Genomic DNA, 24,073 nt, shown 5'->3' with positions numbered 1-24,073 from the left:
TGGCATGGACCCCAGCGGGTTGGCGGAGGCTGTGAAATGGATTCGATGACGACGGAAACACCCGAGCCGGAGACGGCGGCCGCAGCCCCCTCCGACGAACTCCTGGCGAGCCCGGACCGCTTCATCAATCGCGAGTTCTCCTGGCTGCAGTTCAACCGGCGCGTTCTCGAAGAAACGCTGAACACCGCCCATCCGCTCCTGGAGCGGGTCCGCTTCCTGTCGATTTCGGCCGCCAATCTCGACGAATTCTTCATGGTCCGCGTCGCCGGTCTCGAAGGCCAGGTGCGGCAGGGCATCGCCATCCGCAGCCCGGACGGCAAGACGCCGGCCGAGCAGCTCGACGCCATCCTCCAGGAGATCGACAACCTGCAGATGGAGCAGCAGGCTTCGCTCGCGGTGCTGCAGCAGTATCTCGCCAAGGAGGACATCCTGATCGTTCGCCCGGCCGCTCTTTCGGCCGAGGACCGCACGTGGCTCGCGACCGATTTCGAGGACGATCTCTTCCCGGTCCTGACGCCGCTGTCGATCGATCCGGCCCATCCGTTCCCCTTCATTCCGAATCTCGGCTTTTCCATGGGCCTGCAGCTCGTCAGCAAGCTCGGCAAGGAGCCGATGACGGCGCTCCTGCGCCTGCCGCCGACGCTCGACCGCTTCATCCGGCTGCCGGACGACAAGGCGACGATCCGCTACATCACGCTGGAGGATGTGGTCGGCATGTTCATCGACCGGCTCTTCCCCGGCTACGAGGTGAAGGGCGCCGGCACGTTCCGCATCATCCGCGACAGCGATATCGAAGTGGAGGAAGAGGCCGAGGACCTGGTGCGCTTCTTCGAGACGGCGCTGAAACGCCGCCGCCGCGGCAAGGTCATCCGCATCGAGACGGATTCGGAAATGCCGGCTTCGCTGCGCCAGTTCGTGGTGCAGGAGCTCGGCGTGCCGGACAACCGCGTCGCGGTGCTGCCGGGGCTTCTGGCGCTCAACACGCTTTCGGAGATCACCAAGGCGCCGCGCGACGACCTGAAGTTCGAGACCTACAATGCCCGATTTCCCGAACGCGTCCGCGAGCATGCCGGAGACTGCCTCGCCGCCATCCGCGAAAAGGACATGGTGGTCCATCATCCGTACGAATCCTTTGACGTGGTTGTGCAGTTTCTTCTGCAGGCGGCGCGCGACCCCGACGTCCTCGCCATCAAGCAGACCCTCTACCGAACCTCGAACGACAGCCCGATCGTCCGAGCCCTGATCGATGCGGCCGAAATGGGCAAGTCGGTCACCGCGCTGGTCGAACTGAAGGCCCGTTTCGACGAGGAGGCGAATATCCGCTGGGCGCGCGACCTGGAACGCGCCGGCGTGCAGGTGGTCTTCGGCTTCATCGAGCTGAAGACGCATGCGAAAATGTCCATGGTGGTGCGCCGCGAGGAGGGCAGGCTCCGCACATATTGCCATCTCGGCACGGGCAACTATCATCCCGTTACCGCGAAGATCTATACGGACCTCTCCTTCTTCACCTGCAATCCGAAGATCGCCCACGACATGGCGAACGTCTTCAATTTCATCACCGGCTATGGCGAGCCGGCGGAAAGCATGAAGCTCGCCGTCTCGCCCTATACGCTGCGCCCGCGCATCCTCCGCCACATCGAGGAGGAGATCTGCCACGCGCAGAACGGCAAGCCGGCGGCGATCTGGATGAAGATGAACTCGCTCGTCGATCCGGAGATCATCGACGCGCTCTATCGGGCGAGCCGGGCCGGCGTCGAGATCGACCTCGTCGTGCGCGGCATCTGCTGCCTGCGCCCGCAGGTGCCGGGGCTTTCCGAAAACATCCGCGTGAAGTCCATCGTCGGCCGCTTCCTGGAACACAGCCGCATCTTCTGCTTCGGCAACGGCTACGGCCTGCCGTCGGACAAGGCGCTCGTCTATATCGGCTCGGCCGACATGATGCCGCGCAACCTCGACCGGCGTGTCGAAACCCTCGTGCCGCTGCTCAATCCGACTGTGCATGAGCAGGTTCTTTCGCAGATCATGCTGGGCAACCTGATTGACAATCAGCAGAGCTACGAGATATTGCCCGACGGCACGTCGCGGCGCATGGAAGTGCGCAAGGGTGAGGAACCTTTCAACGCGCAGCATTATTTCATGACCAACCCGAGCCTGTCAGGCCGTGGTGAAGCTTTGAAGTCGAGTGCTCCGAAACTGATTGCCGGCCTGATGTCCGGACGGAAGAAATAAGTAAGACAGCATGGTACGATCAGAAGCCCAGGGGCGCCTTCCGGGGATCGCTCCTGTCTCCGTCATCGACATTGGCTCGAATTCCGTCCGCGTCGTCATCTACGAAGGCCTGTCGCGCGCGCCGACGGTTCTCTTCAACGAGAAGGTCCTGTGCGGCCTCGGCAAGGGCCTCGGCTCCAGCGGCCGGATGGACGAAGAGGCTGTCCAGCGTGCGCTCGCGGCATTGAGGCGTTTCCGGGCACTCTCCACCCAGGCGCGCGCCACGGAAACCTACGTGCTCGCGACCGCCGCCGCCCGCGAGGCCTCGAACGGCCCGGAATTCATCCGCGACGTGGAGGATATCCTCGGTCAGCCGGTGCAGCTGCTTTCCGGCGAGGAAGAGGCGCGCTACTCGGCGCTCGGCATCATCAGCGGCTTCCATGATCCGGACGGTATCGCCGGCGACCTTGGGGGCGGCTCGCTCGAGCTCATCGACATCAGGGGGCAGGAATTCGGTCGGGGCATCACGCTGCCGCTCGGCGGCCTGAGGCTTTCGGAAACCTCCGGCAATTCGCTCTCCAAGGCGCGCACCTTCGCCCGCAAGCAGGTCAATACCGCGCGTTTCCTGGAACACGGCGCGGGCCGCACCTTCTATGCGGTCGGGGGCACGTGGCGAAACATCGCCAAGCTGCACATGGAGATGACCAGGTACCCGCTGCACATGATGCAGGGCTACGAACTGCCGCTCGCCGAGATCCAGAAATTCCTCGAAGAGGTGATCGCCGCCAAGGACTCCAAGGATCCCGCCTGGCAGGCGGTTTCCAAGAGCCGCCGTTCGCTTCTGCCCTTCGGCGCCATCGCCATGCAGGAGGTGCTGACCGCCATGAAGCCCGCCAAGGTGAGCTTTTCGGCGCAGGGGGTTCGCGAAGGCTATCTCTATTCCCGGCTGTCCGACGAGGAACAGGCGAGCGATCCGCTGCTCGTCGCGGCCGACCAGCTCGCCATCCTGCGTGCCCGCTCGCCGGAACACGCCCGCGAGCTCGCCGAATGGACCGGCCGCATGGTGCCGGTGTTCGGCATCGAGGAGACGGAGGAGGAGAGCCGCTACCGGCAAGCCGCCTGCCTGCTGGCCGACATAAGCTGGCGCGCCCATCCCGATTATCGCGGCCTGCAGGCGCTGAACCTGATCGCCCATTCCTCCTTCGTCGGCATCACCCATGCGGGCCGCGCCTATCTGGCGCTCGCCAACTACCACCGTTTCGAAGGGCTGCACGACGACGGCACGACCGGCCCGCTCGCCACCATCGCCACGCCGCGTCTGCTCGATCTCGCCAAGCTTCTCGGCGGCCTGCTGCGCGTCGTCTACCTCTTCTCGGCCTCCATGCCCGGCGTCGTCCACAACCTGACCTTCCGCCCGTCGTCCGACCCCGATCTCGATCTGGAATTCGTGGTGCCGCATGCCTACCGCGATTTCGCCGGCGAACGGCTGGATGGCCGCCTGCAGCAGCTCGCAAGGCTCACCGGCAAGCGACTGGCGTTCCGGTTCGAGTAGATTTTCGGGAGGTCCGGCTGCCGCTTTTTTTAGCTTTACGGGCGGCTCGGCGGGACCGTAAAAAACATGTGACCACTCTTGAAAAAAGAGCAGGCCGGGTTCCGCGGAGATGGCCGCGTCATTTAACCCATTGATATCGCACGATGCGTGAGCCGGGCGTGATCCGATCGTGATTGTTGTCTTTTACTGCATAAAGCGATTAGTTTTTCGGCGGTAATAAATCCGCGGCCCAGTTCCGATTTGTGATGCATGCCGGTTGGCCACCGAGGTCTTCCAAGAAGCCGGCGTAAAGCAAAGAAGGAAACATGGACATGAAAAAGATAGTCGCAATCGCCCTTCTCACCGCCGTTGCAGGCGGTTCTTCGGCCTTCGCCCTGGAGCCGATCCCGGGCAGCATCACCTATGGCGGACAGCCGGCGACACGGCTGGAAAAAGCCCCGGTCGGCAGCCCCGTGCCGCATCAGTTCCGCGCCAACGGCCAGCTCTACAACGAGACCTATATCATTCAGCCGGACCGCAGCCTGAAGCTCGTCAGCCGCAGGACCTCTTCCGTCGCGAACTGACGCCGGACCGGAAAGGGCATGAACGGAAAAGAGCGTCCGGTTTCCGCCGGACGCTCTTTCGTTTTATGGCCTACTTCGCAGCCAGGAACTCGGCGGCTTCGATCAGGCTGAACTCGTTGTTGTCGGCCTTGTCGACGGCGCGGCCGGCGGAGAAGGGCAGGTTGTTGTCGTTGCCGATGACGAGGTGCGTGGCGTCGACCACGTCGACGTTCTCGATCGTCACGAAGGGCATGTTGTAGACGCCCGCCACATTGCCGGCCTTCTTCCTGTTGTCCGGGTCCTGGATGTTCATGAGATCGATGTAGCCGATCTTGCGGACCGCCTTGCCGGCATTGGCGTCGTTCATCTCGATCTTGTAGACGCGCTTGTGCCTGGCGGGCGCGTTGAAGCAGGTCGGCTCGGGCTTCGCCGGATCGGCACAGGCCTTGTCGGCGGTGCCGGCCCCGTTGTCGCGCTCGATGACGAGGGCGGTGGTGGCGTCGATCATGTTGAAGTCGCCGATCGCCTCGCCGCCCTTGGAGAGCGGATAGAGCCAGGAGCGGCCGGTCCAGGTCTTGGCGGCGACGTCGAATTCGATGACGCGCAGCGCGGTCAGGCCGTCGGCCTGCTCCACCTGGCCGTCCTCCTTGTAAAGCGGGCCTTCCAGGAGACCGTAAAGCCTGGAGCCGTCCTTCGACATGGCAAGCCCCTCATAGCCGCCCGAGCGCTTCACGTTGAAGGCCGGCATCTTCGAAACCGGGTTGCCGGGAAGCTGGATGAGCGGGTTGTCGGGGGAGGTGACCGGCTTGCCGTCGACCATGGTCGGGATGACGTCGGTCAGGCGGCCCTCGTTATCGACCTTGAGCAGGTAGGGCCCGAACTCGTCGCCGAGCCAGAAACCGTCGGCGACGGGCTGGATGGATTCGATGTCGAAATCGGCGCCGGTGAGGTAACGGGTGTCCGAACCTTCCATGGCGATCGGGAAGGGCGCGACCTTGTTCGGGTCGGACAGGAAGACGTGCTTGACCATCTCCGCCTTGTTGGTCGTCCAGTCGAACTTCATCTGGTGCAGGAAGAGCATGGAGTCGGAAGAAGTCGCCTTCGAGCCGAAGCCGTTGTCCGACAGCGTCCAGAACGTGCCGTCGGGCATGGTCTTGATGCCGGAGAAACCCTGGACCGGCTGGCCGTCGAGCGGCAGCTTGACGTCGGTGACGCGCGCCCCGTCCTTGCCGGGCAGCGTGCCGAGCGCTTCGGTGCGCTTGCGGTCGGACGTGGTGAATTTGCCGGACGTCTTCAGGAAGGCGGGCGCATCGGCCGGCGCCGGCACGACGGTGTTGGCCGGCAGGATGGCCTGGCCGGCGAGCCTGGCCGGAAAGACCTTGTCGTCGGCGGAAGCGGAGCCGCCGATCAGCGCGGCGAGCGCAACGGTGGCGAGCAGAAGTCGGGTCATGGAAGCACCTGTTGGTTGGCGTGTCGAAGACGCCAATCGGTTAAGGTGCCTGCGTGACGGTGAGGTGATGGAACCTTGAAGCTTCGATGAAGCTTTGATGACCGGATTTTTACAGGCGTTTGAGAGTTTTAGGCGCTTCTCTGCAGCGCCTGCCAGCGGCCGGGCGTCATGCCGAACGTCTTCTTGAAATGGCGGGTGAAGTGGGCCTGGTCGGCAAAGCCGGCATCGGCCGCCGCATCCGCCAGGCTGCCGCCCCGCGACAGCAGGGCCTTCGCGCGGTCGAGCCGCCGCATGACGAGGTAGCGGTGCGGGCTCGTGCCGAGAAGGCGGCGGAACTGCCGCGCGGTCGTATAGCGGTCGAAGCCGCTGATCTCTTCGAGTTCTTCGGAAGAAACCGTCCGGTCGCAGTTTTCCCGCAGGTGGTCCCGGCAGCGCAGAACCGCGGCTTGCGCAGGCGGCGTTCCCGCATCGGCCTTCCGGGCGTCCGCATGGCGCCAGAGGCCTGCCGAAAGCCGCACGACCAGGTCGTCGAGCAGCAGTTCCTGCGGTTCGGCGTCGAGATCGTCGAGCGCTTCGGCAAGACATTGGCGGAACTCGGCGTCCGAGATCACCGGATTGGGCACGAAGGGCAGGCCCCCTCTACCTGCCGCCGCTTCGATCAGCCGCTCCGGCGGCAGGTAGAGCATGCGGTAGCGCAGGCCGTCGTCCGTGCCGGCGGCGCCGTCATGCACCTCGTCTGGATGCAGCACGATGACGTTGCCGGGCAGGCTGGCGCGCGCGGCGCCCCGATAGTGAAAGGTCTGCACGCCGGAAAGCGTGAGCCCCAGCGCATAGGTATCGTGCCGGTGCGGCGAAAAGCCGTTGCCGTGGAACCGCGCCTCGATCCGCTCGATGCCGCGCGAGGAAGGGGCCTCGACGATGCCGTCCGGCTTCTCCGCCCCTTCGCACGATCGTTCAAGACGGCCCGCATCCGCGGCGGCTATCTCGTTCGGGTCTGCATAATCCCGGGCATAGCCCTCGACGGAGTTTCTCTTCATGTTCGATACCAAGATCGCGATCGTGCTTCGCGATGACCTCGCCCCCTGGCAAGGGCTCAACGTGACCGCATTCCTGATGAGCGGCGTCGTCGCCCAAAGCCCTGCGATCATCGGCGAACCATACCGGGATGCGGCGGGGAATGTCTACAATCCGCTGAGCGTCCAGCCGGTCGTGGTGCTGTCCGCCGACCAGGAGACGCTCAGGACCATTCACCGCCGCGCGCTGGAACGCGAGGTGACGACCTCCGCCTATGTCGAGGAAATGTTCGCGACCGGCCACGACGCGGCCAACCGCGAAGTCTTTTCCCGGTTCTCGCCCGACGATGCGAAGCTGGTCGGCATCGCGCTGAGGGCCGATAAGAAGATCGTCGACAAGATCACCAGGGGTGCGAGGATGCACGCCTAGGGCAGTGTCCTCACGCTTCGAGCGCCAATGTCGCGAAGCTGGCGAGCCAGTGTTCGCCCATATAGTCGCCCGCGACATGGGGGAGGGCGCCGGCGAGATGCTCCCCGGCCGCCTTCTCCATGATCGGCCGGCGCGGGTCGCCTTCCGGCAGAGCCCTGGCGAGCGAACGCCAGCACCAGGCGCGGGAGAGGTTGAGCCCGTCGAGATGGGCGATCTTGCCGTCCGAACGATCGGAGACGGAGGCCGGCGAGAAGAGGGTGGCGGGTTTTCGGGCCTCGATCTCCGGCAGGAAACGATCGAACCACGGCAGAAAATCCTGCCGCGGCATCAGCCGCCGCATGCATTCGGCCTCGACGAGTGCGGAGGACAGGAAATCGTCGCCGGAGGGCTCGCCCCAGGCCGGGCAGGCCTCGTCCTGACCGTACCAGCCAAGCGCCGTCTCCCGAAGAAGTTGGCCGAGCGCCGCGTCCTCCACGCTCTCGGCATAGTCGGCCGCGAGCCGCATTGCGAAAGCGGTGTTGAAATGCGTGCCGACCCGTACCGGATAGGTGGCGATCGGCAGGAAATCGGTGAACCTCTGCACGAAGACATCGGAAAGAGGCTTCAGGTTCCGGAACCACCGCCGGTCGTCGAGCAGCGAAAGTTCGGCCGAAAGCTTCAGCAGCCAGCCCCAGCCATAGGGGCGCTCGAAACCGCGGGCGAGCGGATGCGCCATGGTGGAGCACTCGCCCTCGACCTTTTCCGGCACCAGCATCTCGTTAAACAGGGCGCGGATGTCTTCTGCGGCCGGGATGTCCGGAAATTTCCGGAGGATGTGTGCCATCATCCAGTAGCCGTGGACACAGGAATGCCAGTCGAGGCTGCCGTGGAAGATCGGGAAAAGCTGGCTCGGGGTCCTGGCGTCCTCAGGTCCGGCGAAGGCATTGGCCGGCTTGTTCGGATACTCCCGCCTCACATGCCCGAGCGCGATCGTGGCGAAATGCTGGGCCGTCTCGGCGGTGAGGGTATGCGGCATCAGGAAGGGCTCTCGTTGAAAAGCAAGGGATGAACGAATATCATATCCGCGAGCAGAATGAGATCGGAGGGTGACACGATGAACGCCATCACCATAAGAAACCTTTCCGATGAGGCGAGCCGGGCGCTGGAAGTGCTCGCGGAGGAGAACGGCACCACTACGGAAGCCGAGGCGGAGCGTATTTTGAATGACGCTCTGTCTACGCCCGAACTCAAGCCCGGCCCCGAGGCGGAGAAACCAAAGGAGGGGCTGGTTGCTGCGTTTCAGAAGTTGCGCGAAAAATATCCCGAGCTGGAAGATATCGAGTTTTCGCGCGATCAAACGCCGGCCAAGGGTGTCTCGTTTGAATGATCATTCTGGACACGAATGTGATTTCCGAAATCAAGAAGATCGAAATTCACCGCGGAGTGGAGGACTGGCTTCACCGTCAGGAACCTGGCGCTCTTTTTGCAACTGCCATCAGTCTGGCGGAAGTGATGTGCGGGATCGAGATATTGCCGGATGGCCGGCGCAAGTCTGCGCTGAGGAGTGATATGGAGCGTACTTTCGCTCACCAGTTCGAAAGCCGCATCCTCCCCTTTGACGAGCGTGCCGCCCGTGCCTATGGCCGAATCGTGGCCTCCGCTCGCGCCAAGGGACGATCGATCCTGATGGCCGACGGTCAGATTGCCGCCATCGCCCGGGTGCACGGCTTTGCCGTCGCCACACGCGATACGCTGCCGTTCGAGGCGGCGGGCGTGCCGGTGATCAACCCGTGGGAGCCCTAAAGGTCCACCGCCTCGACCTTCTTGTTGACGAAGCGCAGCCCGACGCCGCCGTCGATCAGTTTCAGCGCGGTGTTGCCGAAAAGCTCGCGCCGCCAGCCGGAAAGGGCGGCGACATCCGCCTTCTCCCCTTCGGAGGCGATCTTTTCCAGATCGTCCGTGTTGGCGATGATCTTGGCGGCCACGCCCTCGCGGTCGGAGATCAGCTTCAGCAGAACCTTGAGGAGTTCGACCGCCGCCGCCGTCCCCTCCGGCACATGCACGTGCTTCGGCGGATGCGGCATCTCGGTCTTCGGCAGCGCCAGCGCCGCATTGACCGCTTCGACGATCGCCGTGCCCGAGGCGGAGCGTTCCCACCCCTTCGGGATGGTGCGGAGCCGTGACAGGGCTTCCGAATCCTTCGGCTGCTGCTGGGCGATCTCGTAGATCGCATCGTCCTTCAAGACGCGGGAGCGCGGCACGTTGCGGCTGCGGGCCTCGCGCTCGCGCCAGGCGGCGACGAATTTCAGGACGGCGAGTTCGGTGGGCTTGCGAAGGCGTGCCTTCAATCTCAGCCAGGCATCGTCCGGATGCAGGTCGTAGGTCTCGGCGGATTCGAGGATCGCCATTTCCTCGGTGAGCCACAGCGCGCGGCCTTCGCGCTCCAGTTCCGCCTTCAGATAAAGATAGACGTCGCGAAGGTGGGTGACGTCGGCCAGCGCATATTCGAGCTGCTTGTCGGAAAGCGGCCGCCGGCTCCAGTCGGTGAAGCGCGAGGACTTGTCGATCTGCACGCCCTTGATGCGGTTGACGAGCTGGTCGTAGGAGACCGAGTCGCCGAAGCCGCAGACCATGGCGGCGACCTGCGTGTCGAAGATCGGATGCGGCACGAGATTGCCGAGATGGTAGACGATCTCGATGTCCTGGCGGGCGGCGTGGAAGACCTTGGTGACCGAAGGGTTCGCCATCAGCGCGAAGAAGGGCCTGAGGTCCAGTCCCTTGGCGAGCGGATCGACCAGCACCTCGAGCTCCGGGCTCGCCATCTGGATCAGGCAGAGTTCCGGCCAGAAGGTCGTCTCCCTGAGGAATTCGGTGTCGATGGTGATGAAGTCCGATTGAGCCAGCTTGGCGCAGGCTTCCTCGAGGGCGGCGGTTGTTTCGATCATCGTTGCGTTCAAATAAAGAAGATCAACCTTCCTTTCCCGTCCGGCCGCATATGTCAATACAGAACGACATTTAACCTCTACTCGCGCTCATCTTTATCAGGCGGGCTGGCGAGTTTGTTGAAATAGGCCGAGGTCCTGAGAAGCGAGCGGAAGCGCGAAGAACGTTCCGACGGCGGCACGGGAGGACGTGCCCGCATCCGGCGCAGGGTGAAGACGAGGAAGCCCGCGAAGATGAAGGACGTATAGAGGAAGAAGGCCCGCGGGCCGTAATATTCGAGCAGTATCGAGGCAAGCAGCGGCCCGACCGTCGCGCCGATCGACCAGTAGAACAGCAGGCCGGCGGAAACCAGCGCATGCTCGCCGGGCTTCGCATAGTCGTTGCCGTGCGCCGAGCAGAGCGAATAGAGCGGCATGGAAAAGGCGCCGAACAGGAAGACGCCGACGATGTTCGCCGTCTCGTTGGTGCCTGCGCCGAAGGAGAGATAGGCGCCGGTGATGATCGACCCGATCGTCGTCCAGACGATGACGCGGCGGCGGTCGAGCTTGTCCGAATAGATGCCGAGCGGATATTGCAGCACCACGCCGCCGATGATCCCGGCGCTCATGAAGGTGGCGATGGCGGTGATGCTCATGCCGAGCTCTTCGGCATAGATCGGTCCGATATTGCGGAAGGCCGCCATGGAAAGCCCGACGGCGACGACGCCGACGACCGCGAGCGGAGAGATGCGCCAGACGGCCTTCAGGTCGAAGGCGATCGTCTCCGGCGGCGCCGGGCCCGACTTGTCGGCGAGCGAGATCGGCACGAGGGACAGCGTCAGCGCGATCGCGATGATGTTGAAGACGAGCGGCCCGTCTATCCCGGCGGCGGGGATGATATATTGCGCGACCGTCACCGAGGTGAGATCGACCAGGCGGTAGACCGACAGCGTGCGGGCGCGGTTGGCATTGGTGACCTTGGCGTTGATCCAGCTCTCGACGGTGGCGAAGAGGCTCGCGACCGCGATGCCGGTCACGAAGCGCATCGCGAACCAGAAGGTCGGATCGATGATCATCGACATGCCGATGGCCGAAGCGGCCGAAACCGAGGCCATGGCCGAGAAGGTGCGGATATGGCCGATGGCGCGCAGGAACCGCGTCACGTAGATGCAGCCGATCGCGAAGCCGACGCTGTAGCCCGCCCCGATCATGCCGATGATGGAGGGCGAGAAGCCCTCCGCCGAGCCGCGCAGCGCGATATACGTTCCCTGCAGTCCGTTGCCGCCGATCAGGATGCCTGCGGTGACGAGAAGGGGGATCAGCGGACGGATATGGCTCATCGAAGACTTTGGAGACTGCGGGCAGGGGCTTGCGGGAACGTCGTTCCGGCGTGGTACTCGTCTTAGACGAGCCATACCCCGAAAGACAGCGCAAAACGTGCTGCACTGCGACAAACCGTGACAAGTCTTGACAAAGCAGGCCCATCATGCGCTTTTCGCGCCGATTTTCCATAAGATCGGCCGGCGGAGCTTTGCACGCCGAGAGACCGTAAAAAGCACCAGTCCAGGAAACTTGAAATGCATCGTTACCGCAGCCATACCTGTGCCGCCCTCCGGAAGTCCGATGTCGGCTCCACCGTCCGCCTTGCCGGCTGGGTGCATCGCGTGCGAGATCATGGCGGCGTTCTCTTCATCGACCTGCGCGACCACTACGGCACGACTCAGATCGTCGCCGATCCGGACAGCCCGGCCTTCAAGGCGGCCGAAGCCGTGCGCGGCGAATGGGTGATCCGCGTCGACGGCCTCGTCAAGGCGCGCTCCGAAGATACCGTCAACAAGGCGATGGCGACCGGCGAGGTCGAGCTCTACGCGCAGGAGATCGAAGTGCTCTCCGCGGCACGGGAGCTGCCGCTGCCGGTCTTCGGCGAGCCGGACTACCCCGAAGACGTGCGCCTGCGCTACCGCTTCCTCGACCTGCGCCGCGAGACGCTGCACAGGAACATCGTCAAGCGCACGCAGATCATCTCGGCCATGCGCCGCGAGATGACCAATGTCGGCTTCACGGAATACACGACGCCGATCCTGACGGCGTCCTCGCCGGAAGGCGCGCGCGACTTCCTGGTGCCCTCCCGCATCCACCAGGGCAAGTTCTTCGCCCTGCCGCAGGCGCCGCAGCAATACAAGCAGCTCCTGATGGTCGCGGGCTTCGACCGCTATTTCCAGATCGCGCCCTGCTTCCGCGACGAGGATCCGCGCGCCGACCGCTTGCCGGGCGAGTTCTACCAGCTCGACCTCGAAATGAGCTTCGTGACCCAGGAGGACGTCTGGAACACGATGGGCCCGCTGATGACCTCGATCTTCGAGGAATTCGCCGACGGCAAGCCGGTCACCAAGGAATGGCCGCGCATCCCCTATGACGTGGCGATCCGCAAGTATGGCTCCGACAAGCCGGACCTCAGGAACCCGATCGTCATGGAGGCGGTGACCGACCATTTCGCGGGCTCCGGCTTCAAGGTCTTCGCCAACATGATCGCCTCGAACCCGAAGGTCGAGGTCTGGGGCATCCCGGCCAAGACCGGCGGCTCGCGCGCCTTCTGCGATCGCATGAACGCCTGGGCCCAGCAGCAGGGCCAGCCGGGCCTCGGTTACATCTTCTGGCGCAAGGAAGGCGACAAGCTGGAGGGCGCCGGTCCGCTCGCCAAGAATATCGGCGAGGAGCGCACCGAGGCGATCCGCACCCAGCTCGGCCTCGACGACGGCGACGCCTGCTTCTTCGTCGCCGGCGATCCGGACAAGTTCTACAAGTTCGCAGGCGAGGCCCGTACCCGCGTCGGCGAGGAGCTGAACCTCACCGACAAGGATCGCTTCGAGCTCTGCTGGATCGTCGACTTCCCGTTCTTCGAATATAACGAGGAAGAAAAGAAGATCGATTTCGCCCACAACCCGTTCTCCATGCCGCAGGGCGGCCTGGAGGCGCTGGAAGGCAAGGAGCCGCTGGCGATCAAGGCCTACCAGTACGACGCGGTCTGCAACGGCTTCGAGATCGCCTCTGGCTCGATCCGCAACCAGCTGCCGGAAGTCATGGTCAAGGCCTTCGAGATGGTGGGCCTCAGCCGGCAGGACGTGGAAGACCGCTTCGGCGGCCTCTACCGCGCCTTCCAGTACGGCGCTCCGCCACACGGCGGCGCCGCCTTCGGCATCGACCGCATCGTCATGCTTCTGACGGGCGCGAAGAATCTCCGCGAGATCACGCTCTTCCCGATGAACCAGCAGGCGCAGGACCTCCTGATGGGCGCGCCTTCGGAGGCGACCCCGACGCAGCTCCGGGAGCTCTCGATCCGGGTGATCCCGCCGAAGAAGGACTGATTTTCCTTTTCAAGCGAGAGGTTTTGGCGGCGGCTTTCGGGCCGCCGTTTTTACACCCGTGTGCTGGGTGAACCTAAACTCAGAGCGGCACGATCCGGTTGTCGAGGAAGAACCACTGGCCCGGATTGGCGGCGATGACGGGCTCTACGACGGAATTGAGCAGCATCACGTCCTCGGCCAGCCGGCTCCCCCGGATTTCCTCCGGCGGCAATTCGACCGGCGGCAGCGCATGGAAGGCGAAGCGTATGCCGCCTTCGCGCGTGAGATAGACGGGGCGGATGAGCGCGCCCGTCTTGCGCGCCATGCGGACGACCACCGCGTAGTTGCTGTGCAGATGCATGGGACGCCCGAAGAACGGAGCGCGCAGCTTTCCGCCGAAACCCTCGTCGCAATAGATGATCAGCTTTCCGCCCGCCTCCAGGATCCTGAGCGCGGGCCGGACGTAGCTTATCCCGGGCGGAAGGAGCCCGAGCCCCCCGCGCCGGCGGACCCTGTTGGTGATCCATTGGTGCGACCGTCGCTTCGGCGGATCGTAATTGGTGGTGACGTCGAGCCCCATGCCGATCAGGCATTGCCAGAGCAGTTCCAGGTTTCCCGTGTGGAAGCCGATGAAGATCACGGGACGGCCGGAACATTGCGCCGCCATGTCTTCGGTGCCCACATGGCGGATGTTTGAGCCATCCGCGGCGATCCTCCGGAGGACGGAATATTCCGCCCGCTGGCGCCCCTGGGAATCGGCGAACTCTTCCGCCCACCGGTCGATATCCGCGTCCGAGGCGTCCGGCCGGATGGTCCTGAGATTGCTCCGCACGCGGGAAAGCGCCTTCTTGTGCCAGCGCGGCATTGCGAAACGGCCGAGAAAGCCGCCGATGTCGGAGACGAGGGCGGCCGGCAGCAGCTTGAAGGCGAAAAACATCAGGATTTCGCCGGCATTGCCGACATTGTCGCGCAGCCAGAAATCGACGAATCGCCGCCGCGCCTCGCCGCCGGCGAGGAAATCCGCAAGCGGCGGGGCGCCCGGCTCCCTGTAAAGCCAGGCCTTGCGTTTGGTCGGGTTTTCGTCGGGCGTCCGTCCGGGCTCCATCGTCACGGGTCACCGGCGGTGCAGCGTCACGGGCAGGCCGCCGCGCGGCCTGAGCGTCAGGCGGGATACGGGCTCCACCCTGTGGCCTTCCGGCACGCGCAGCCTGAAGCGCTGGGCGAGCACGGCGAGGCAGAGGATGGCCTCGGTGAGGCCGAACTGCAGGCCGGGGCAGATGCGCGGGCCGCTCGCGAAGGGAATGTAGCTGTAGGGCACCGGCCGTTTCTCGATGAAGCGCTCCGGCTTGAAGAGATGCGGGTCCGGGAAGAGCGAAGGCGTCCGGTGCAGCACCCAGGGCACGATCATGACGAGCGAGGCCGGCTTGACCTCCAGGTTGCCGATCCGGTCGGCCTGCCTGGCCTGGCGGGCGAGGATGGGCACCGGCGGATAGAGCCTCAGCGTCTCCTCGATGACGGCCGTGCACCACTTGAGCTTCGGCACGTCGGCCACCGTGGGCACATTGCCGCCGCAAACCTCTTCGATCTCCGCATGCACGGCTTCCTCGATCCAGGGCGCCTTGGAGAGCAGATACCAGGCCCAGGTGAGCGTCGCCGCCGTCGTCTCGTGGCCGGCCATGAAGATGGTGGCGGCTTCGTTGCGCAGCGCCACGACGTCGAGCTTGAGTTCCGGATTGCGTTGCTGCCTGCGCACCAGGAGCTCGACCATGGAATTGTCGTCGCCCCTGCCGGCCAGATGGTCCTCGATCACCTGGTCGATGATGCGGTGGATGCGCTTGACCGAGCGGCGCAGCGTGGGCGTCTTGAAGAGCGGCAGGCCGTCGTCGAAGCCCAGGAAATAACCGATATTGATGGAATCGATCAGCGACTGGTAGCTGGTGAAGCCGTCGGTGACCATGCCGGCGCGTTCCTCGCCGAGATCGTTGCCGAAGACGCTGCGGGAGATGATCTCCGCAGTCAGCCCCGCCATCTCGTAGAGCGCGTTGACGGAGGCGCCGTCGCCGAGCCTGTTCCAGCGCTCGACGAGTTCCAGCGACGTGTTCTTCATGATGTCGCCGAAGGCGGGAACGCGATGCTTGTGGACGATATCGGCGACGAGCGGGCGCCTCTGCTTCCATGTCTCGCCGTCCGAGATGAACAGGCCGTCGCCGAGCAGGTATTCCAGCGCCCGGCGCATCTGCGGGGTCTTGCGCTCGAAATTCTCATGCCGCGTCGCCACGACATATTTGATCGCCTCGGGGGAGTTCACGGCGATGATCTGCCGCCCGAGAAGGGTGACGGCATTGACCACCTCCTTGTGGTCGCTCTGCCGCCAGATCGACAGGAAGTCGCGCCGCGCGGTCAGGAGCCGCTGCAGCTGATTGCCCGGCTTGCCGCTGTAATAGGAGGGGTGGGCGGGCTCGAAACGCTTCCGGGGACTGTCGAGGGTCTCGATCGTCTGGGTTTCGGCCGCAAGCCAGGACAGCATGAAAAAGAAAGCCTTTCGTCGAGATTACGGCCCTTTCCGGCGACGGGTAACCGTCGTGCCGCACCGCACAGTGGTTTTCACTCGCCTTTGCCCGCGGCGTCAAGGTGCCGCGATGCACTCGGCATGTGTCGGGAAGGGATTGGGAACCTTCTTTGTGCCTTTGTTGTTAGGGCGCCGCAAGCACAGGGAGAAAGAATATGCGCAAGACTCTGCTCGCCGCCTCCGCGGCCCTGATCGCGCTTTCGGGCGCAGCCTATGCTCAGACGACGGTCATCACCAAGGACCCGGCCGTCACCGGCTCGACGACGGTGGAACTTCCGGGCGAGGTCCGCACCTATGTGATGGAACAGAGCGTTCCGTCGGTCACGTATGACGGCACGGTCGCGGTCGGCACCACATTGCCGGATACCGTCGAGGTCCACACGATTCAGGAGCATCCGGATTACGCCTACACGGTGGTCAACGAGCGCCGCGTGATCGTCAATCCGCAGACCCGGGCGGTGATCCAGGTTCTGGAATAACGCTTTTCACGAGCGGTGGAAAACCCGGCGCCCGCGTGCCGGGTCAGCTTGATGACAAACCTCGCTTCTTGCTCGGCGTCATCCTCGGCCTTGTGCCGAGGATCTATAAACGTCAACGGTTTGCAGATGCTCGGGACAGGCCCGAGCATGACGATCGGAGATTTTCGAACCTTTGTCAGCAGTCTGACCCGGCGCCCGCGTGCCGGGTTTTCCTTTGCCGGGGCGGAAAGGGCCTCAGTCGTTCGCCGTCACCTTGACGCCGAGCACCTGCGGCAAGGTGTTCGGCGCGCCCATGGCCGCCCCCATGATCATCGGGAAGGGCACGGCGTTGTCCGGCTCGGCGCTGATCGTGAAGCTGCCGGGATTGTCGAGATAGGTGTTGGCCGCAGCGCTCAGCATGTTCTGCAGTTCCGGCAGGTTGTATTGCGCCAGCACCAGCGGCGTCATGCCTTTCAGCATCTGCGCCATCTGCTCGCCCGTGGTGCCCTGGCTCTTGCCGGCGAAGTCGAGCGCCCGCTTGGTGATGCCGGCATCCTCGAAGCGGATTTCCGCGCTGTTGAAGGTGAGCCGCTGCATCAGGCCGAGCATGGCGAGGTTTGCCGCCTGCTGCGCCTCTTCCCGGTTGGGATTGGCCTCCATCGCCTTCACGGTCTCGTTCACGGACTTGGCGAAATCCAGCGTGTAGCCGGCCACGCTGAGGGCGATGTTGAAACGGCCGATATTGGCGAAGTCGAAGGCATATTCGTCGACATCGATCGTGCCGTCCGCGAGCGTCCAGTTTCCGCGCATGGTGATCTTGCCGTCGATCGACGTCAGGCCGAGCTGCTGGATCGTATCCTTGGCCTTGGGGTCTTCCACGAGGCTGAGGTCGCTCTTGATGCCGTTGGCCTGGAAATCGAAGCCGATCGAGGAGGAGTCGGCGGCGATATCGGTGGTGGTGGTCACTTCGTCGACGGAGAAGGCCGGCTTGCCGTCGATCGTCGCGGCGATCCTGCCGACATGCGCCGTGTCGTAGAGCAGGAGGGCGTCCAGGCTGTCGGCATTCGGATCGGACGGAATGACGAGGCCGCTCATGGAGATGTCCGAGGCCGTGAAGTTCATCCCTTCGTTGGTGACGTTGACGTTGTCGAAGGAGACGGTTTCGACCGTGTAGCCGCCGTTGTCTTCCGCGACACCTTCGAAGCTGATCGTTCCGAGCGGAAAGCTCTGCTTGCCGCCGTTGGCCGTGAACCTCGCATTGGTGAGCGTCACGTCCTGGCCGTTGACCGCGACCGATTCCGCGGAGAAACCGCCGCCGCTCTGCACCGAGAGCACGGTGTTGATCTTGGCGACGAGATCGTTGCCGTCGAGCGCGAAGGCCGGGCCGGCGAACACGGAAAGCGCGGCACCGGCGAGAAGAAGCCGGGCCTTGGTGGAGTATTGCATCGATTTTCCTCCTGGCGGGCGAAGGTCCGGCCCGCGGTCGTTATGGGGTCCTGCGGCAGTTATATGGAAGGACGATAAAACATCCATGGCCTTGTTCGATATTCCTCGCGGCGAAATTGCGACACTGGCCGAAAGGTAAACGAAAGATCAAATTCCATTTTTCCCGCCGTTCTCCACAATCGCTTCCCCTGTGATTCTTGCCGGGAATCAGGCTTTCCGCTAGTCAAGGCCCATGGGACAAAATCTGACACCACCCCCCGGCGACGGGGGCGATCACATTCTTCCGGTGGACCTCAAGGCGGCGCTCGAGGAGCGTTACCTTTCCTATGCGCTGTCCACCATCACCCAGCGCGCCCTGCCGGACGTGCGCGATGGGCTGAAGCCCGTCCATCGCCGCATCGTTTATGCGATGAGCGAGATGGGCCTTCGTCCGAACGCCGCATTCCGCAAATGCGCCAAGATCGTCGGCGAGGTGATGGGTAACTACCATCCCCATGGCGACCAGTCCATTTACGACGCGCTGGCGCGCCTGGCCCAGGATTTTTCGCTGCGCTACCCGCTCGTCAACGGGCAGGGGAACTTCGGCAATATCGACGGCGACAGTCCCGCCGCCATGCGTTACACCGAGAGCAAGATGACGGCGGTGGCCGAGCTTCTGCTCGAAGGCATCGACCAGGACGCGGTGGACTTCCGCGACACCTACGACGAGTCCAATTCCGAGCCGGTCGTCCTGCCCGGCGCCTTCCCGAACCTGCTCGCGAACGGTTCGTCGGGCATCGCGGTCGGCATGGCGACGTCGATCCCCCCGCACAACGCCCACGAGCTCTGCGATGCCGCGCTGCATCTGATCAAGCATCCGGACGCGACGGTCGAGAAGCTCGTGGAATTCGTGCCGGGACCGGACCTGCCGACCGGCGGCATCATCATCGACAGCCGCGAGAGCATCATCGAATCCTACAAGACCGGCCGCGGCGGCTTCCGCGTCCGCGCCAGGTGGGAGACCGAGGATCTCGGCCGCGGCGGCTACCAGATCGTCGTGACCGAAATCCCGTTCCAGGTGCAGAAGTCGCGGCTGATCGAGAAGATCGCCGAGCTGCTCGTCGCCCGCAAGCTGCCGCTGCTCGAAGACGTGCGCGACGAATCGGCGGAAGACATCCGCATCGTGCTGGTGCCGAAGAGCCGCACGGTCGACGCGACGCTTCTGATGGAATCGCTCTTCAAGCTCACCGAGCTTGAAAGCCGCCTGCCGCTCAACATGAACGTGCTCTCCATGGGGCGCGTGCCGAAGGTGATGGCGCTGAACGAAGTGCTGGTCGAATGGCTGGCGCATCGCAAGGACGTGCTGATCCGCCGCTCGCGTTTCCGGCTGGCGGCGATCGACCGGCGTTTGGAAATCCTGGGCGGCCTGCTCGTCGCCTACCTCAACATCGACGAGGTGATCCGCATCATCCGCGAGGAGGACGAGCCGAAGCCGGTGATGATGGAGCGCTGGTCGCTCACCGACCTCCAGGTCGAGGCGATCCTCAACATGCGGCTGCGGGCCTTGCGCAAGCTCGAAGAGATCGAGATCCGCACCGAGCACGACACTCTCACCAAGGAAAAGGCGGATATCGAAGCGCTGCTCGCCTCCGACGAGAAGCAGTGGCAGACCGTCGCCTGGGAAATCCAGGAGGTGAAGAAGCAGTTTGCCAAGGCGACCGAGCTCGGCCGCCGCCGTACCCAGTTCGCCGAAGCGCCGGAGGCCGATGTCGAGGCGATCCAGCAGGCGATGATCGAGAAGGAGCCGATCACCGTCGTCGTCTCGCAGAAGGGCTGGATCCGCGCGCTGAAAGGGCACATGTCCGATACGTCCGGCCTCACCTTCAAGGAGGGCGACGGGCCGAAGCTCGCCTTCCCGGCGCAGACCACCGACAAGCTGCTGCTCGTCACCACCGGCGGCAAGGCCTATACGCTCGGCGCGGACAAGCTGCCGGGCGGCCGCGGCCACGGCGAGCCGGTGCGCATCATGGTCGACATGGAGAACGACCAGGACATCCTGACCGCCTTCGTGCACGACCCGTCGCGCAAGCTGATCCTCGCCTCCACCGCCGGCAACGGCTTCGTCGTCGCGGAAAGCGAGATGGTCGCCAATACCCGCAAGGGCAAGCAGATTATGAACGTGTCGATGCCGGACGAGGCGAGATTGGTCGTGCCGGTGTCGGGCGATCATGTCGCGGTGGTCGGCGAGAACCGCAAGCTACTGGTCTTCCCGCTCGCACAGCTTCCGGAGATGACCCGCGGCAAGGGCGTGCGCCTGCAGCGCTACAAGGACGGCGGCATTTCCGACGTGAAGTGCTTCGCGATGGCCGACGGCCTCTCCTGGGAAGACAGCGCCGGCCGCTCCTTCACGCGCAGCAAGGACGAGCTTGCCGAATGGATGGGCGACCGCGCCTCCGCCGGCCGCCTCGTGCCGAAGGGCTTTCCGAGAAGCGGCAAGTTTTCGGGGTGATCATGGATAGGGGACGGTGTGATCGCGCAGGAACCGCGTCGCACCTTCCTCGTCGATTTCACCGGCGGCGACTGTAAGGACGAGTTCGATGATTTCAGCCTGTGTGGCTTCGATAAGGTAGCCGTTGATCAGCAGAAAGGCGAAGACCGCCAGATATGCTGTACGCTTGTTGCCGTCCGAAAAGGGATGATTGCGGGCCAGACCATAGAGATAGGCGGCCGCCAGCACGAAGACATCTTCCTCTCCATAGGCGTGCTTATGGAGAGGGCGCGCAAGAGCTGCCTCCAGCGCGTTTTCATCCTTCAGTCCCGGCAGGCCGCCGTGTTCTGCCAACTGTTCCGCATGGATGATCTCTATAGCTTGCCGTGAAAGCCATTTTACGGCTTTCACTTCGCAAGCTCCCGAAGCGCCACACGATACTTCTGCATGCCGAGGCGCGCAGCCTTGAGTTGCTCGGCGAGATCCGCCTGTTCCGGAACGAGCTCGATATTGCCGTCGTTCTCGCGAATCTCCAGCGTGTCGCCCGTCTTCAATCCCATGCGGTCGAGCACTTCCTTGGGAATGATGATGCCTTCGGAATTACCGATCTTGCGAATGGTGGCGTTCATGTTCACACTCCGGAACGGGACAGGTGTCGCAACGATGTTGCAACGGCGTTATAACATGATGCCGCTTTAGATGCAATGCGATCAGCTAGGCTGCCGGTTGCGCCCTCAACCTCTCCACCCGCCGCATCTGCCGGAGCGAATAGCCGATCAGCGCAAGCACGAGGATCGCGCCGCCGAGGAGCGTGCGGGAAGAGGGGATTTCGGAAAAGATCAGCCAGACCCAGATCGGCGCGAGGATCGTCTCGAGCAGGTAGAACATGCCGACTTCCGGGCCGGAGAGGTATTTCGGGCCGGTCGCGAGGCACCAGAAGGCGAGCGGCATGATCACGGCGCCGTCGAGCATCACCCAGAACGGATCGGCGACCGAGAAGCCGCCGGTACCGGCCCGGAAGGACGCGCCGACGAAGGAAAGCCCGATCAGCGCCGGGATGACGGTCGCGACGAGCGGCACGAAACCCATGTCGATGCGCGCCGCCCTGCCGATGGTGATCGCCAGCGCCAGGAGGAGCGAGACGGTGGCCGCGAGGATGTCGCCGAGAAGATGCCCGCCGGCGAGCCCGCCCGAGACGATCAGCCCGACGCCCGCAAGCATCGCCAGCATGGTGAGAAGCGTCGAGGGCGAGGGACGCTCCTTCAGGAAGAGCCAGCCGAGCAGGGCCGCGAACATCGGCGTGAACGCGACGATGAAGACGACGTTTGCGGTCGCCGTGTTGAAGACGGCGCCGAGGAAGGCGATCGTCGAAATGCCGTAGCAGAGGCCGGCGGCGAGGCCGGCTCTGCCGGGCACCAGCACTGGCCGGGCGGAGCCGAAGCGGCGCAGAAGCAGCCAGAGGACGATCGCCGCGGCGAAGGTGGTGACGCTGCGCAGCGCGAGCGTGGACCAGAGTTCGCCGTGGCCGAGCCTCATGAGCGGCACGTCGAAGGAGAGCGCGAGCCCGCCGATGGTGGTGAGCACGAGGCCCTTCTTGTGATTGTCCATGGAGAATGATGTCAGGCGTCGGTTGAGGGATCGTAGAGTTCCCAGCCACGCGGGGTCAGGTGCTCCTGCGGCTGGAAGCGGGTCTTGTAGCCCATCTTCGCCGAACCCTTGACCCAGTAGCCGAGATAGACATGCGGCAGGCCGAGTGCTTTCGTGCGGTTGATGTGGTCGAGGATCATGAACGTGCCGAGCGAACGCCGTTCCAGCTCGGGATTGAAGAAGGAATAGACCATCGAAAGCCCGTCGCTCATCATGTCCGTCAGCGCGACGGCCATCAGTTCGCCCCTCGGTTCTGCGCCGATGCCGGAGCCCGGTTGGCGGCGCCGGTATTCGATGATGCGGGTGTTGACGTGGGTGTCTTCCACCATGATCGCATAGTCGAGCGCCGACATGTCGGACATGCCGCCGCGCTGGTGCCGGTCGTCGAGATAGCGGCGGAAGAGGGAGAACTGTTCCGTCGAAGGCTGCGCCGGATAGACCGTCGCGACCACGTCCCGGTTGGTGGCGAGCACGCGCCGCATCGAGCGGTTGGGCTCGAATTCGCCGGCGAGGATGCGCACCGATATGCAGGCGCGGCAGGATTCGCAGGCCGGGCGATAGGCGATGTTCTGGGAGCGCCGGAAGCCGCCCTGCGTCAGGAGGTCGTTCATCTCGGCGGCCCGCGGGCCGACCAGGTGGGTGAAGACCTTGCGCTCCATTTCACCGGGAAGATAGGGACAAACTGCCGGGGCCGTCAGATAGAACTGCGGTGAGGGCGTTGCCTGGGTGTTCATTGCGTCGCGGGGGTCCCGTCTTTATTCACGTCAATGTCATACCATGGCGCATAAAAGCGAAACGTCAACCATGCGCCGTGCTGCGCAGCACGGCTTGCACGACAAATCTTTGCGCAGGTAACGCTTTGTTTACGAGGTCCGGACGACCACCGTGCCGAGCAGCAGGTCGTGCACGAGGCGCGAGCGCTCGATGAAGAGGCCCGCGAGCAGGATCAGCGGCGTCAGCACCGAATTGATGATCCAGAAGATGACGGTATGCGCCACCGCCGTCAGGAAATCCATCCGCCGTCCGTCGAGCCGCACCATGGCGAGGCCCATGGCGCGCATGCCGGGAGAGGCTTGCGCCGGCCCGCCGAGGGTGAAGCCGAAATAGAAGAGCGCCACGATCACGAAGAGGGCCGGATAGAGCATGAAGCCGAGGCCGAGCGTGATGATGCCGAGGAAGAAGACGACGACCGCCGCCGGAATGCAGAGCAGCAGCACGATCAGATAGTCGATGATGAAGGCGAAGACCCGCCGGGACAGGACGCCGCTATAGGCGCGCCAGTCGTCGGGCGCGGCATAGGTGGGGTTCGGGTCGAGGCTCATCGCGTTTCGTCTCCTGTTTCTGCCCGAAATATGGGAGGGAAGGCCTCCGAATGCAACGCCCTGCTTTGAGGGGAGAAATCAGCCGGCCTTGCGATGGGTCTCCATATATCTGCGGAGAACGGCGTTCATGCGGGTCTGATAGCCGCGCCCTCCGGATTTGAACCAATCGAGCACGTCGCTGTCCAGCTTGATGCCGACCGGAACCTTCACCGGGATGTTGACCGCCCTTGCCCATTCCTCGTCGCTCATCGGCGGACCGTCCTCGTCGGCCGCTGCGATTGCCTCGATCTCCTCGTCGGTCATGGCATCGAGGCGGGCGTAATCGGTTTTGTTTTCAAACGGCACGAGGCTTCCGTCGGGCCTGCGTTCATACACGACCCCGTCATATAATACTGCTTTACCCTTGCCGATTGTCATAGCGCCTTTGCTCCCGATCGTTGGCTTTCCGCGCCGATATTATCCACGTTATGTCGCCGCGGACGGTGAACGTGACATGGAAGAGGCGACTGTTGATCCGCCCGAGCAAATTCCATCGCGTCTCGCCATAGTTCCTGCGGTCGTCGATGACAATGAGCCGATGGGGATCGAAAAATGCAGGGAGAATTTCCCCGAAATCCAACCCGCGTTCTATGAGGGTCTTTTGCCGTTTCGGTTCATGCCAATCGAATTCCATGAAGATACCCCATCAGCAGACAGAAATATAGATAAAAATATAGACTAGGCAG

The 24,073-nt window shown here is 63.8% G+C and carries 24 protein-coding genes; 10 read left to right on the top strand and 14 right to left on the bottom strand.

Annotation, left to right across the window (positions count from 1 at the left end; all coding sequences use genetic code 11):
- Nucleotides 1-36 precede the first annotated feature (36 nt).
- From QTA58_RS01305 to QTA58_RS01295, 3 genes are all read left to right on the top strand, one after another.
- A complete protein-coding gene (locus QTA58_RS01305) occupies nucleotides 37-2,229 on the top strand; it encodes an RNA degradosome polyphosphate kinase (protein ID WP_289671409.1) in 2,193 nt (730 codons plus the stop codon).
- 10 nt (nucleotides 2,230-2,239) lie between these two features.
- Nucleotides 2,240-3,760 (top strand): exopolyphosphatase, encoded by a 1,521-nt coding sequence (ppx, locus tag QTA58_RS01300; protein ID WP_085422952.1) that lies wholly within the window; start codon nucleotides 2,240-2,242, stop codon nucleotides 3,758-3,760.
- 311 nt (nucleotides 3,761-4,071) lie between these two features.
- Nucleotides 4,072-4,323 carry a hypothetical protein gene (locus tag QTA58_RS01295; protein ID WP_289671408.1) on the top strand — a complete coding sequence of 84 codons (252 nt, stop codon included), beginning with the start codon at nucleotides 4,072-4,074 and terminating at the stop codon, nucleotides 4,321-4,323.
- A gap of 70 nt (nucleotides 4,324-4,393) precedes the next feature.
- Here the strand turns inward: QTA58_RS01295 and QTA58_RS01290 are convergent, their stop codons facing one another.
- A complete protein-coding gene (locus tag QTA58_RS01290) occupies nucleotides 4,394-5,752 on the bottom strand; it encodes an esterase-like activity of phytase family protein (protein WP_289671407.1) in 1,359 nt (452 codons plus the stop codon).
- 128 nt (nucleotides 5,753-5,880) lie between these two features.
- Nucleotides 5,881-6,789, bottom strand: coding sequence for an AraC family transcriptional regulator (locus QTA58_RS01285; protein WP_289671406.1), 909 nt, complete (start codon nucleotides 6,787-6,789; stop codon nucleotides 5,881-5,883).
- Between QTA58_RS01285 and QTA58_RS01280 the strand changes: the two genes are divergently transcribed.
- A complete protein-coding gene (locus QTA58_RS01280) occupies nucleotides 6,788-7,195 on the top strand; it encodes a DUF2000 family protein (RefSeq protein ID WP_289671405.1) in 408 nt (135 codons plus the stop codon). The genes QTA58_RS01285 and QTA58_RS01280 overlap by 2 nt on opposite strands.
- A 10-nt stretch (nucleotides 7,196-7,205) precedes the next feature.
- On the opposite strand, the gene QTA58_RS01275 is transcribed toward QTA58_RS01280, so the two are convergent.
- Nucleotides 7,206-8,210 (bottom strand): DUF2891 domain-containing protein, encoded by a 1,005-nt coding sequence (locus QTA58_RS01275; protein WP_289671404.1) that lies wholly within the window; start codon nucleotides 8,208-8,210, stop codon nucleotides 7,206-7,208.
- A gap of 78 nt (nucleotides 8,211-8,288) precedes the next feature.
- On the opposite strand from QTA58_RS01275, the gene QTA58_RS01270 reads away from it, so the two are divergent.
- Both QTA58_RS01270 and QTA58_RS01265 read left to right on the top strand, forming a co-directional pair.
- The gene (locus QTA58_RS01270) at nucleotides 8,289-8,561 is read left to right on the top strand and encodes a hypothetical protein (protein WP_289671402.1); all 273 of its coding nucleotides are present in this window, start codon (nucleotides 8,289-8,291) and stop codon (nucleotides 8,559-8,561) included.
- Nucleotides 8,558-8,977 carry a type II toxin-antitoxin system VapC family toxin gene (locus QTA58_RS01265; RefSeq protein ID WP_289671401.1) on the top strand — a complete coding sequence of 140 codons (420 nt, stop codon included), beginning with the start codon at nucleotides 8,558-8,560 and terminating at the stop codon, nucleotides 8,975-8,977. The genes QTA58_RS01270 and QTA58_RS01265 overlap by 4 nt, the downstream gene beginning before the upstream one ends.
- Here the strand turns inward: QTA58_RS01265 and rnd are convergent.
- Nucleotides 8,974-10,119: a ribonuclease D gene (gene rnd, locus QTA58_RS01260; RefSeq protein ID WP_085422959.1), complete on the bottom strand. Its 1,146-nt coding sequence runs from the start codon at nucleotides 10,117-10,119 to the stop codon at nucleotides 8,974-8,976. The two genes, QTA58_RS01265 and rnd, sit on opposite strands and share 4 nt — an antisense overlap.
- A gap of 77 nt (nucleotides 10,120-10,196) precedes the next feature.
- Nucleotides 10,197-11,435: an MFS transporter gene (locus QTA58_RS01255; RefSeq protein WP_289671399.1), complete on the bottom strand. Its 1,239-nt coding sequence runs from the start codon at nucleotides 11,433-11,435 to the stop codon at nucleotides 10,197-10,199.
- A 237-nt stretch (nucleotides 11,436-11,672) separates the two neighbouring features.
- On the opposite strand from QTA58_RS01255, the gene aspS reads away from it, so the two are divergent.
- Nucleotides 11,673-13,460: an aspartate--tRNA ligase gene (gene aspS, locus QTA58_RS01250; RefSeq protein WP_085422961.1), complete on the top strand. Its 1,788-nt coding sequence runs from the start codon at nucleotides 11,673-11,675 to the stop codon at nucleotides 13,458-13,460.
- A gap of 79 nt (nucleotides 13,461-13,539) precedes the next feature.
- On the opposite strand, the gene QTA58_RS01245 is transcribed toward aspS, so the two are convergent.
- Together QTA58_RS01245 and QTA58_RS01240 are read right to left on the bottom strand one after the other, a co-directional pair.
- Nucleotides 13,540-14,544 carry a lipid A biosynthesis lauroyl acyltransferase gene (locus QTA58_RS01245; protein WP_289673313.1) on the bottom strand — a complete coding sequence of 335 codons (1,005 nt, stop codon included), beginning with the start codon at nucleotides 14,542-14,544 and terminating at the stop codon, nucleotides 13,540-13,542.
- 9 nt (nucleotides 14,545-14,553) lie between these two features.
- A complete protein-coding gene (locus tag QTA58_RS01240) occupies nucleotides 14,554-15,966 on the bottom strand; it encodes a cytochrome P450 (protein ID WP_289671397.1) in 1,413 nt (470 codons plus the stop codon).
- A gap of 197 nt (nucleotides 15,967-16,163) precedes the next feature.
- Here QTA58_RS01240 and QTA58_RS01235 point away from each other — a divergent pair, with 197 nt between their 5' ends.
- On the top strand, nucleotides 16,164-16,487 hold the full coding sequence (locus QTA58_RS01235; RefSeq protein WP_085422964.1) for a DUF1236 domain-containing protein: 324 nt from the start codon (nucleotides 16,164-16,166) through the stop codon (nucleotides 16,485-16,487).
- Between the two features lie 234 nt (nucleotides 16,488-16,721).
- Here the strand turns inward: QTA58_RS01235 and QTA58_RS01230 are convergent, their stop codons facing one another.
- A complete protein-coding gene (locus QTA58_RS01230) occupies nucleotides 16,722-17,912 on the bottom strand; it encodes a hypothetical protein (RefSeq protein ID WP_289671395.1) in 1,191 nt (396 codons plus the stop codon).
- A 232-nt stretch (nucleotides 17,913-18,144) separates the two neighbouring features.
- Here QTA58_RS01230 and parC point away from each other — a divergent pair, with 232 nt between their 5' ends.
- The gene (parC, locus tag QTA58_RS01225) at nucleotides 18,145-20,400 is read left to right on the top strand and encodes a DNA topoisomerase IV subunit A (RefSeq protein ID WP_289671394.1); all 2,256 of its coding nucleotides are present in this window, start codon (nucleotides 18,145-18,147) and stop codon (nucleotides 20,398-20,400) included.
- On the opposite strand, the gene QTA58_RS01220 is transcribed toward parC, so the two are convergent.
- The 6 genes from QTA58_RS01220 to QTA58_RS01195 all read right to left on the bottom strand — a co-directional run bounded on the left by QTA58_RS01220 (nucleotide 20,401) and on the right by QTA58_RS01195 (nucleotide 23,693).
- Nucleotides 20,401-20,790: a type II toxin-antitoxin system death-on-curing family toxin gene (locus QTA58_RS01220; RefSeq protein WP_289671393.1), complete on the bottom strand. Its 390-nt coding sequence runs from the start codon at nucleotides 20,788-20,790 to the stop codon at nucleotides 20,401-20,403.
- Complete coding sequence (locus QTA58_RS01215) at nucleotides 20,787-21,008, bottom strand: AbrB/MazE/SpoVT family DNA-binding domain-containing protein (protein WP_085422968.1); 222 nt, start codon at nucleotides 21,006-21,008, stop codon at nucleotides 20,787-20,789. Before QTA58_RS01215 ends, QTA58_RS01220 begins: the two co-directional genes overlap by 4 nt.
- 85 nt (nucleotides 21,009-21,093) lie before the next feature.
- Nucleotides 21,094-22,002, bottom strand: coding sequence for a DMT family transporter (locus QTA58_RS01210; protein WP_289673312.1), 909 nt, complete (start codon nucleotides 22,000-22,002; stop codon nucleotides 21,094-21,096).
- Nucleotides 21,999-22,760 carry an arginyltransferase gene (locus QTA58_RS01205; protein ID WP_085422970.1) on the bottom strand — a complete coding sequence of 254 codons (762 nt, stop codon included), beginning with the start codon at nucleotides 22,758-22,760 and terminating at the stop codon, nucleotides 21,999-22,001. Before QTA58_RS01205 ends, QTA58_RS01210 begins: the two co-directional genes overlap by 4 nt.
- Before the next feature lie 129 nt (nucleotides 22,761-22,889).
- A complete protein-coding gene (locus QTA58_RS01200) occupies nucleotides 22,890-23,348 on the bottom strand; it encodes an RDD family protein (protein ID WP_085422971.1) in 459 nt (152 codons plus the stop codon).
- A 78-nt stretch (nucleotides 23,349-23,426) separates the two neighbouring features.
- Nucleotides 23,427-23,693, bottom strand: coding sequence for a BrnA antitoxin family protein (locus QTA58_RS01195; RefSeq protein ID WP_289671392.1), 267 nt, complete (start codon nucleotides 23,691-23,693; stop codon nucleotides 23,427-23,429).
- 148 nt (nucleotides 23,694-23,841) lie between these two features.
- Between QTA58_RS01195 and QTA58_RS01190 the strand changes: the two genes are divergently transcribed.
- Nucleotides 23,842-24,069 carry a hypothetical protein gene (locus tag QTA58_RS01190; RefSeq protein ID WP_289671390.1) on the top strand — a complete coding sequence of 76 codons (228 nt, stop codon included), beginning with the start codon at nucleotides 23,842-23,844 and terminating at the stop codon, nucleotides 24,067-24,069.
- Nucleotides 24,070-24,073 lie beyond the last annotated feature (4 nt).

Source organism: Neorhizobium sp. CSC1952, from assembly GCF_030378245.1.
In the GTDB taxonomy this organism is placed as follows: domain Bacteria; phylum Pseudomonadota; class Alphaproteobacteria; order Rhizobiales; family Rhizobiaceae; genus Neorhizobium; species Neorhizobium oryzae_A.
The sequence above is the reverse complement of the archived record's forward strand: the minus strand, read 5'-3'. Positions and strand labels throughout refer to the sequence as shown.

Coding starts and splice junctions, on each gene's coding strand:
- QTA58_RS01305 (WP_289671409.1), top strand. CDS start 37: ATGGATTCGATGACGACGGAAACACCCGAGCCGGAGACGGCGGCCGCA.
- ppx (WP_085422952.1), top strand. CDS start 2,240: ATGGTACGATCAGAAGCCCAGGGGCGCCTTCCGGGGATCGCTCCTGTC.
- QTA58_RS01295 (WP_289671408.1), top strand. CDS start 4,072: ATGAAAAAGATAGTCGCAATCGCCCTTCTCACCGCCGTTGCAGGCGGT.
- QTA58_RS01290 (WP_289671407.1), bottom strand. CDS start 5,752: ATGACCCGACTTCTGCTCGCCACCGTTGCGCTCGCCGCGCTGATCGGC.
- QTA58_RS01280 (WP_289671405.1), top strand. CDS start 6,788: ATGTTCGATACCAAGATCGCGATCGTGCTTCGCGATGACCTCGCCCCC.
- QTA58_RS01285 (WP_289671406.1), bottom strand. CDS start 6,789: ATGAAGAGAAACTCCGTCGAGGGCTATGCCCGGGATTATGCAGACCCG.
- QTA58_RS01275 (WP_289671404.1), bottom strand. CDS start 8,210: ATGCCGCATACCCTCACCGCCGAGACGGCCCAGCATTTCGCCACGATC.
- QTA58_RS01270 (WP_289671402.1), top strand. CDS start 8,289: ATGAACGCCATCACCATAAGAAACCTTTCCGATGAGGCGAGCCGGGCG.
- QTA58_RS01265 (WP_289671401.1), top strand. CDS start 8,558: ATGATCATTCTGGACACGAATGTGATTTCCGAAATCAAGAAGATCGAA.
- rnd (WP_085422959.1), bottom strand. CDS start 10,119: ATGATCGAAACAACCGCCGCCCTCGAGGAAGCCTGCGCCAAGCTGGCT.
- QTA58_RS01255 (WP_289671399.1), bottom strand. CDS start 11,435: ATGAGCCATATCCGTCCGCTGATCCCCCTTCTCGTCACCGCAGGCATC.
- aspS (WP_085422961.1), top strand. CDS start 11,673: ATGCATCGTTACCGCAGCCATACCTGTGCCGCCCTCCGGAAGTCCGAT.
- QTA58_RS01245 (WP_289673313.1), bottom strand. CDS start 14,544: ATGGAGCCCGGACGGACGCCCGACGAAAACCCGACCAAACGCAAGGCC.
- QTA58_RS01240 (WP_289671397.1), bottom strand. CDS start 15,966: ATGCTGTCCTGGCTTGCGGCCGAAACCCAGACGATCGAGACCCTCGAC.
- QTA58_RS01235 (WP_085422964.1), top strand. CDS start 16,164: ATGCGCAAGACTCTGCTCGCCGCCTCCGCGGCCCTGATCGCGCTTTCG.
- QTA58_RS01230 (WP_289671395.1), bottom strand. CDS start 17,912: ATGCAATACTCCACCAAGGCCCGGCTTCTTCTCGCCGGTGCCGCGCTT.
- parC (WP_289671394.1), top strand. CDS start 18,145: ATGGGACAAAATCTGACACCACCCCCCGGCGACGGGGGCGATCACATT.
- QTA58_RS01215 (WP_085422968.1), bottom strand. CDS start 21,008: ATGAACGCCACCATTCGCAAGATCGGTAATTCCGAAGGCATCATCATT.
- QTA58_RS01205 (WP_085422970.1), bottom strand. CDS start 22,760: ATGAACACCCAGGCAACGCCCTCACCGCAGTTCTATCTGACGGCCCCG.
- QTA58_RS01200 (WP_085422971.1), bottom strand. CDS start 23,348: ATGAGCCTCGACCCGAACCCCACCTATGCCGCGCCCGACGACTGGCGC.
- QTA58_RS01190 (WP_289671390.1), top strand. CDS start 23,842: ATGGAAGAGGCGACTGTTGATCCGCCCGAGCAAATTCCATCGCGTCTC.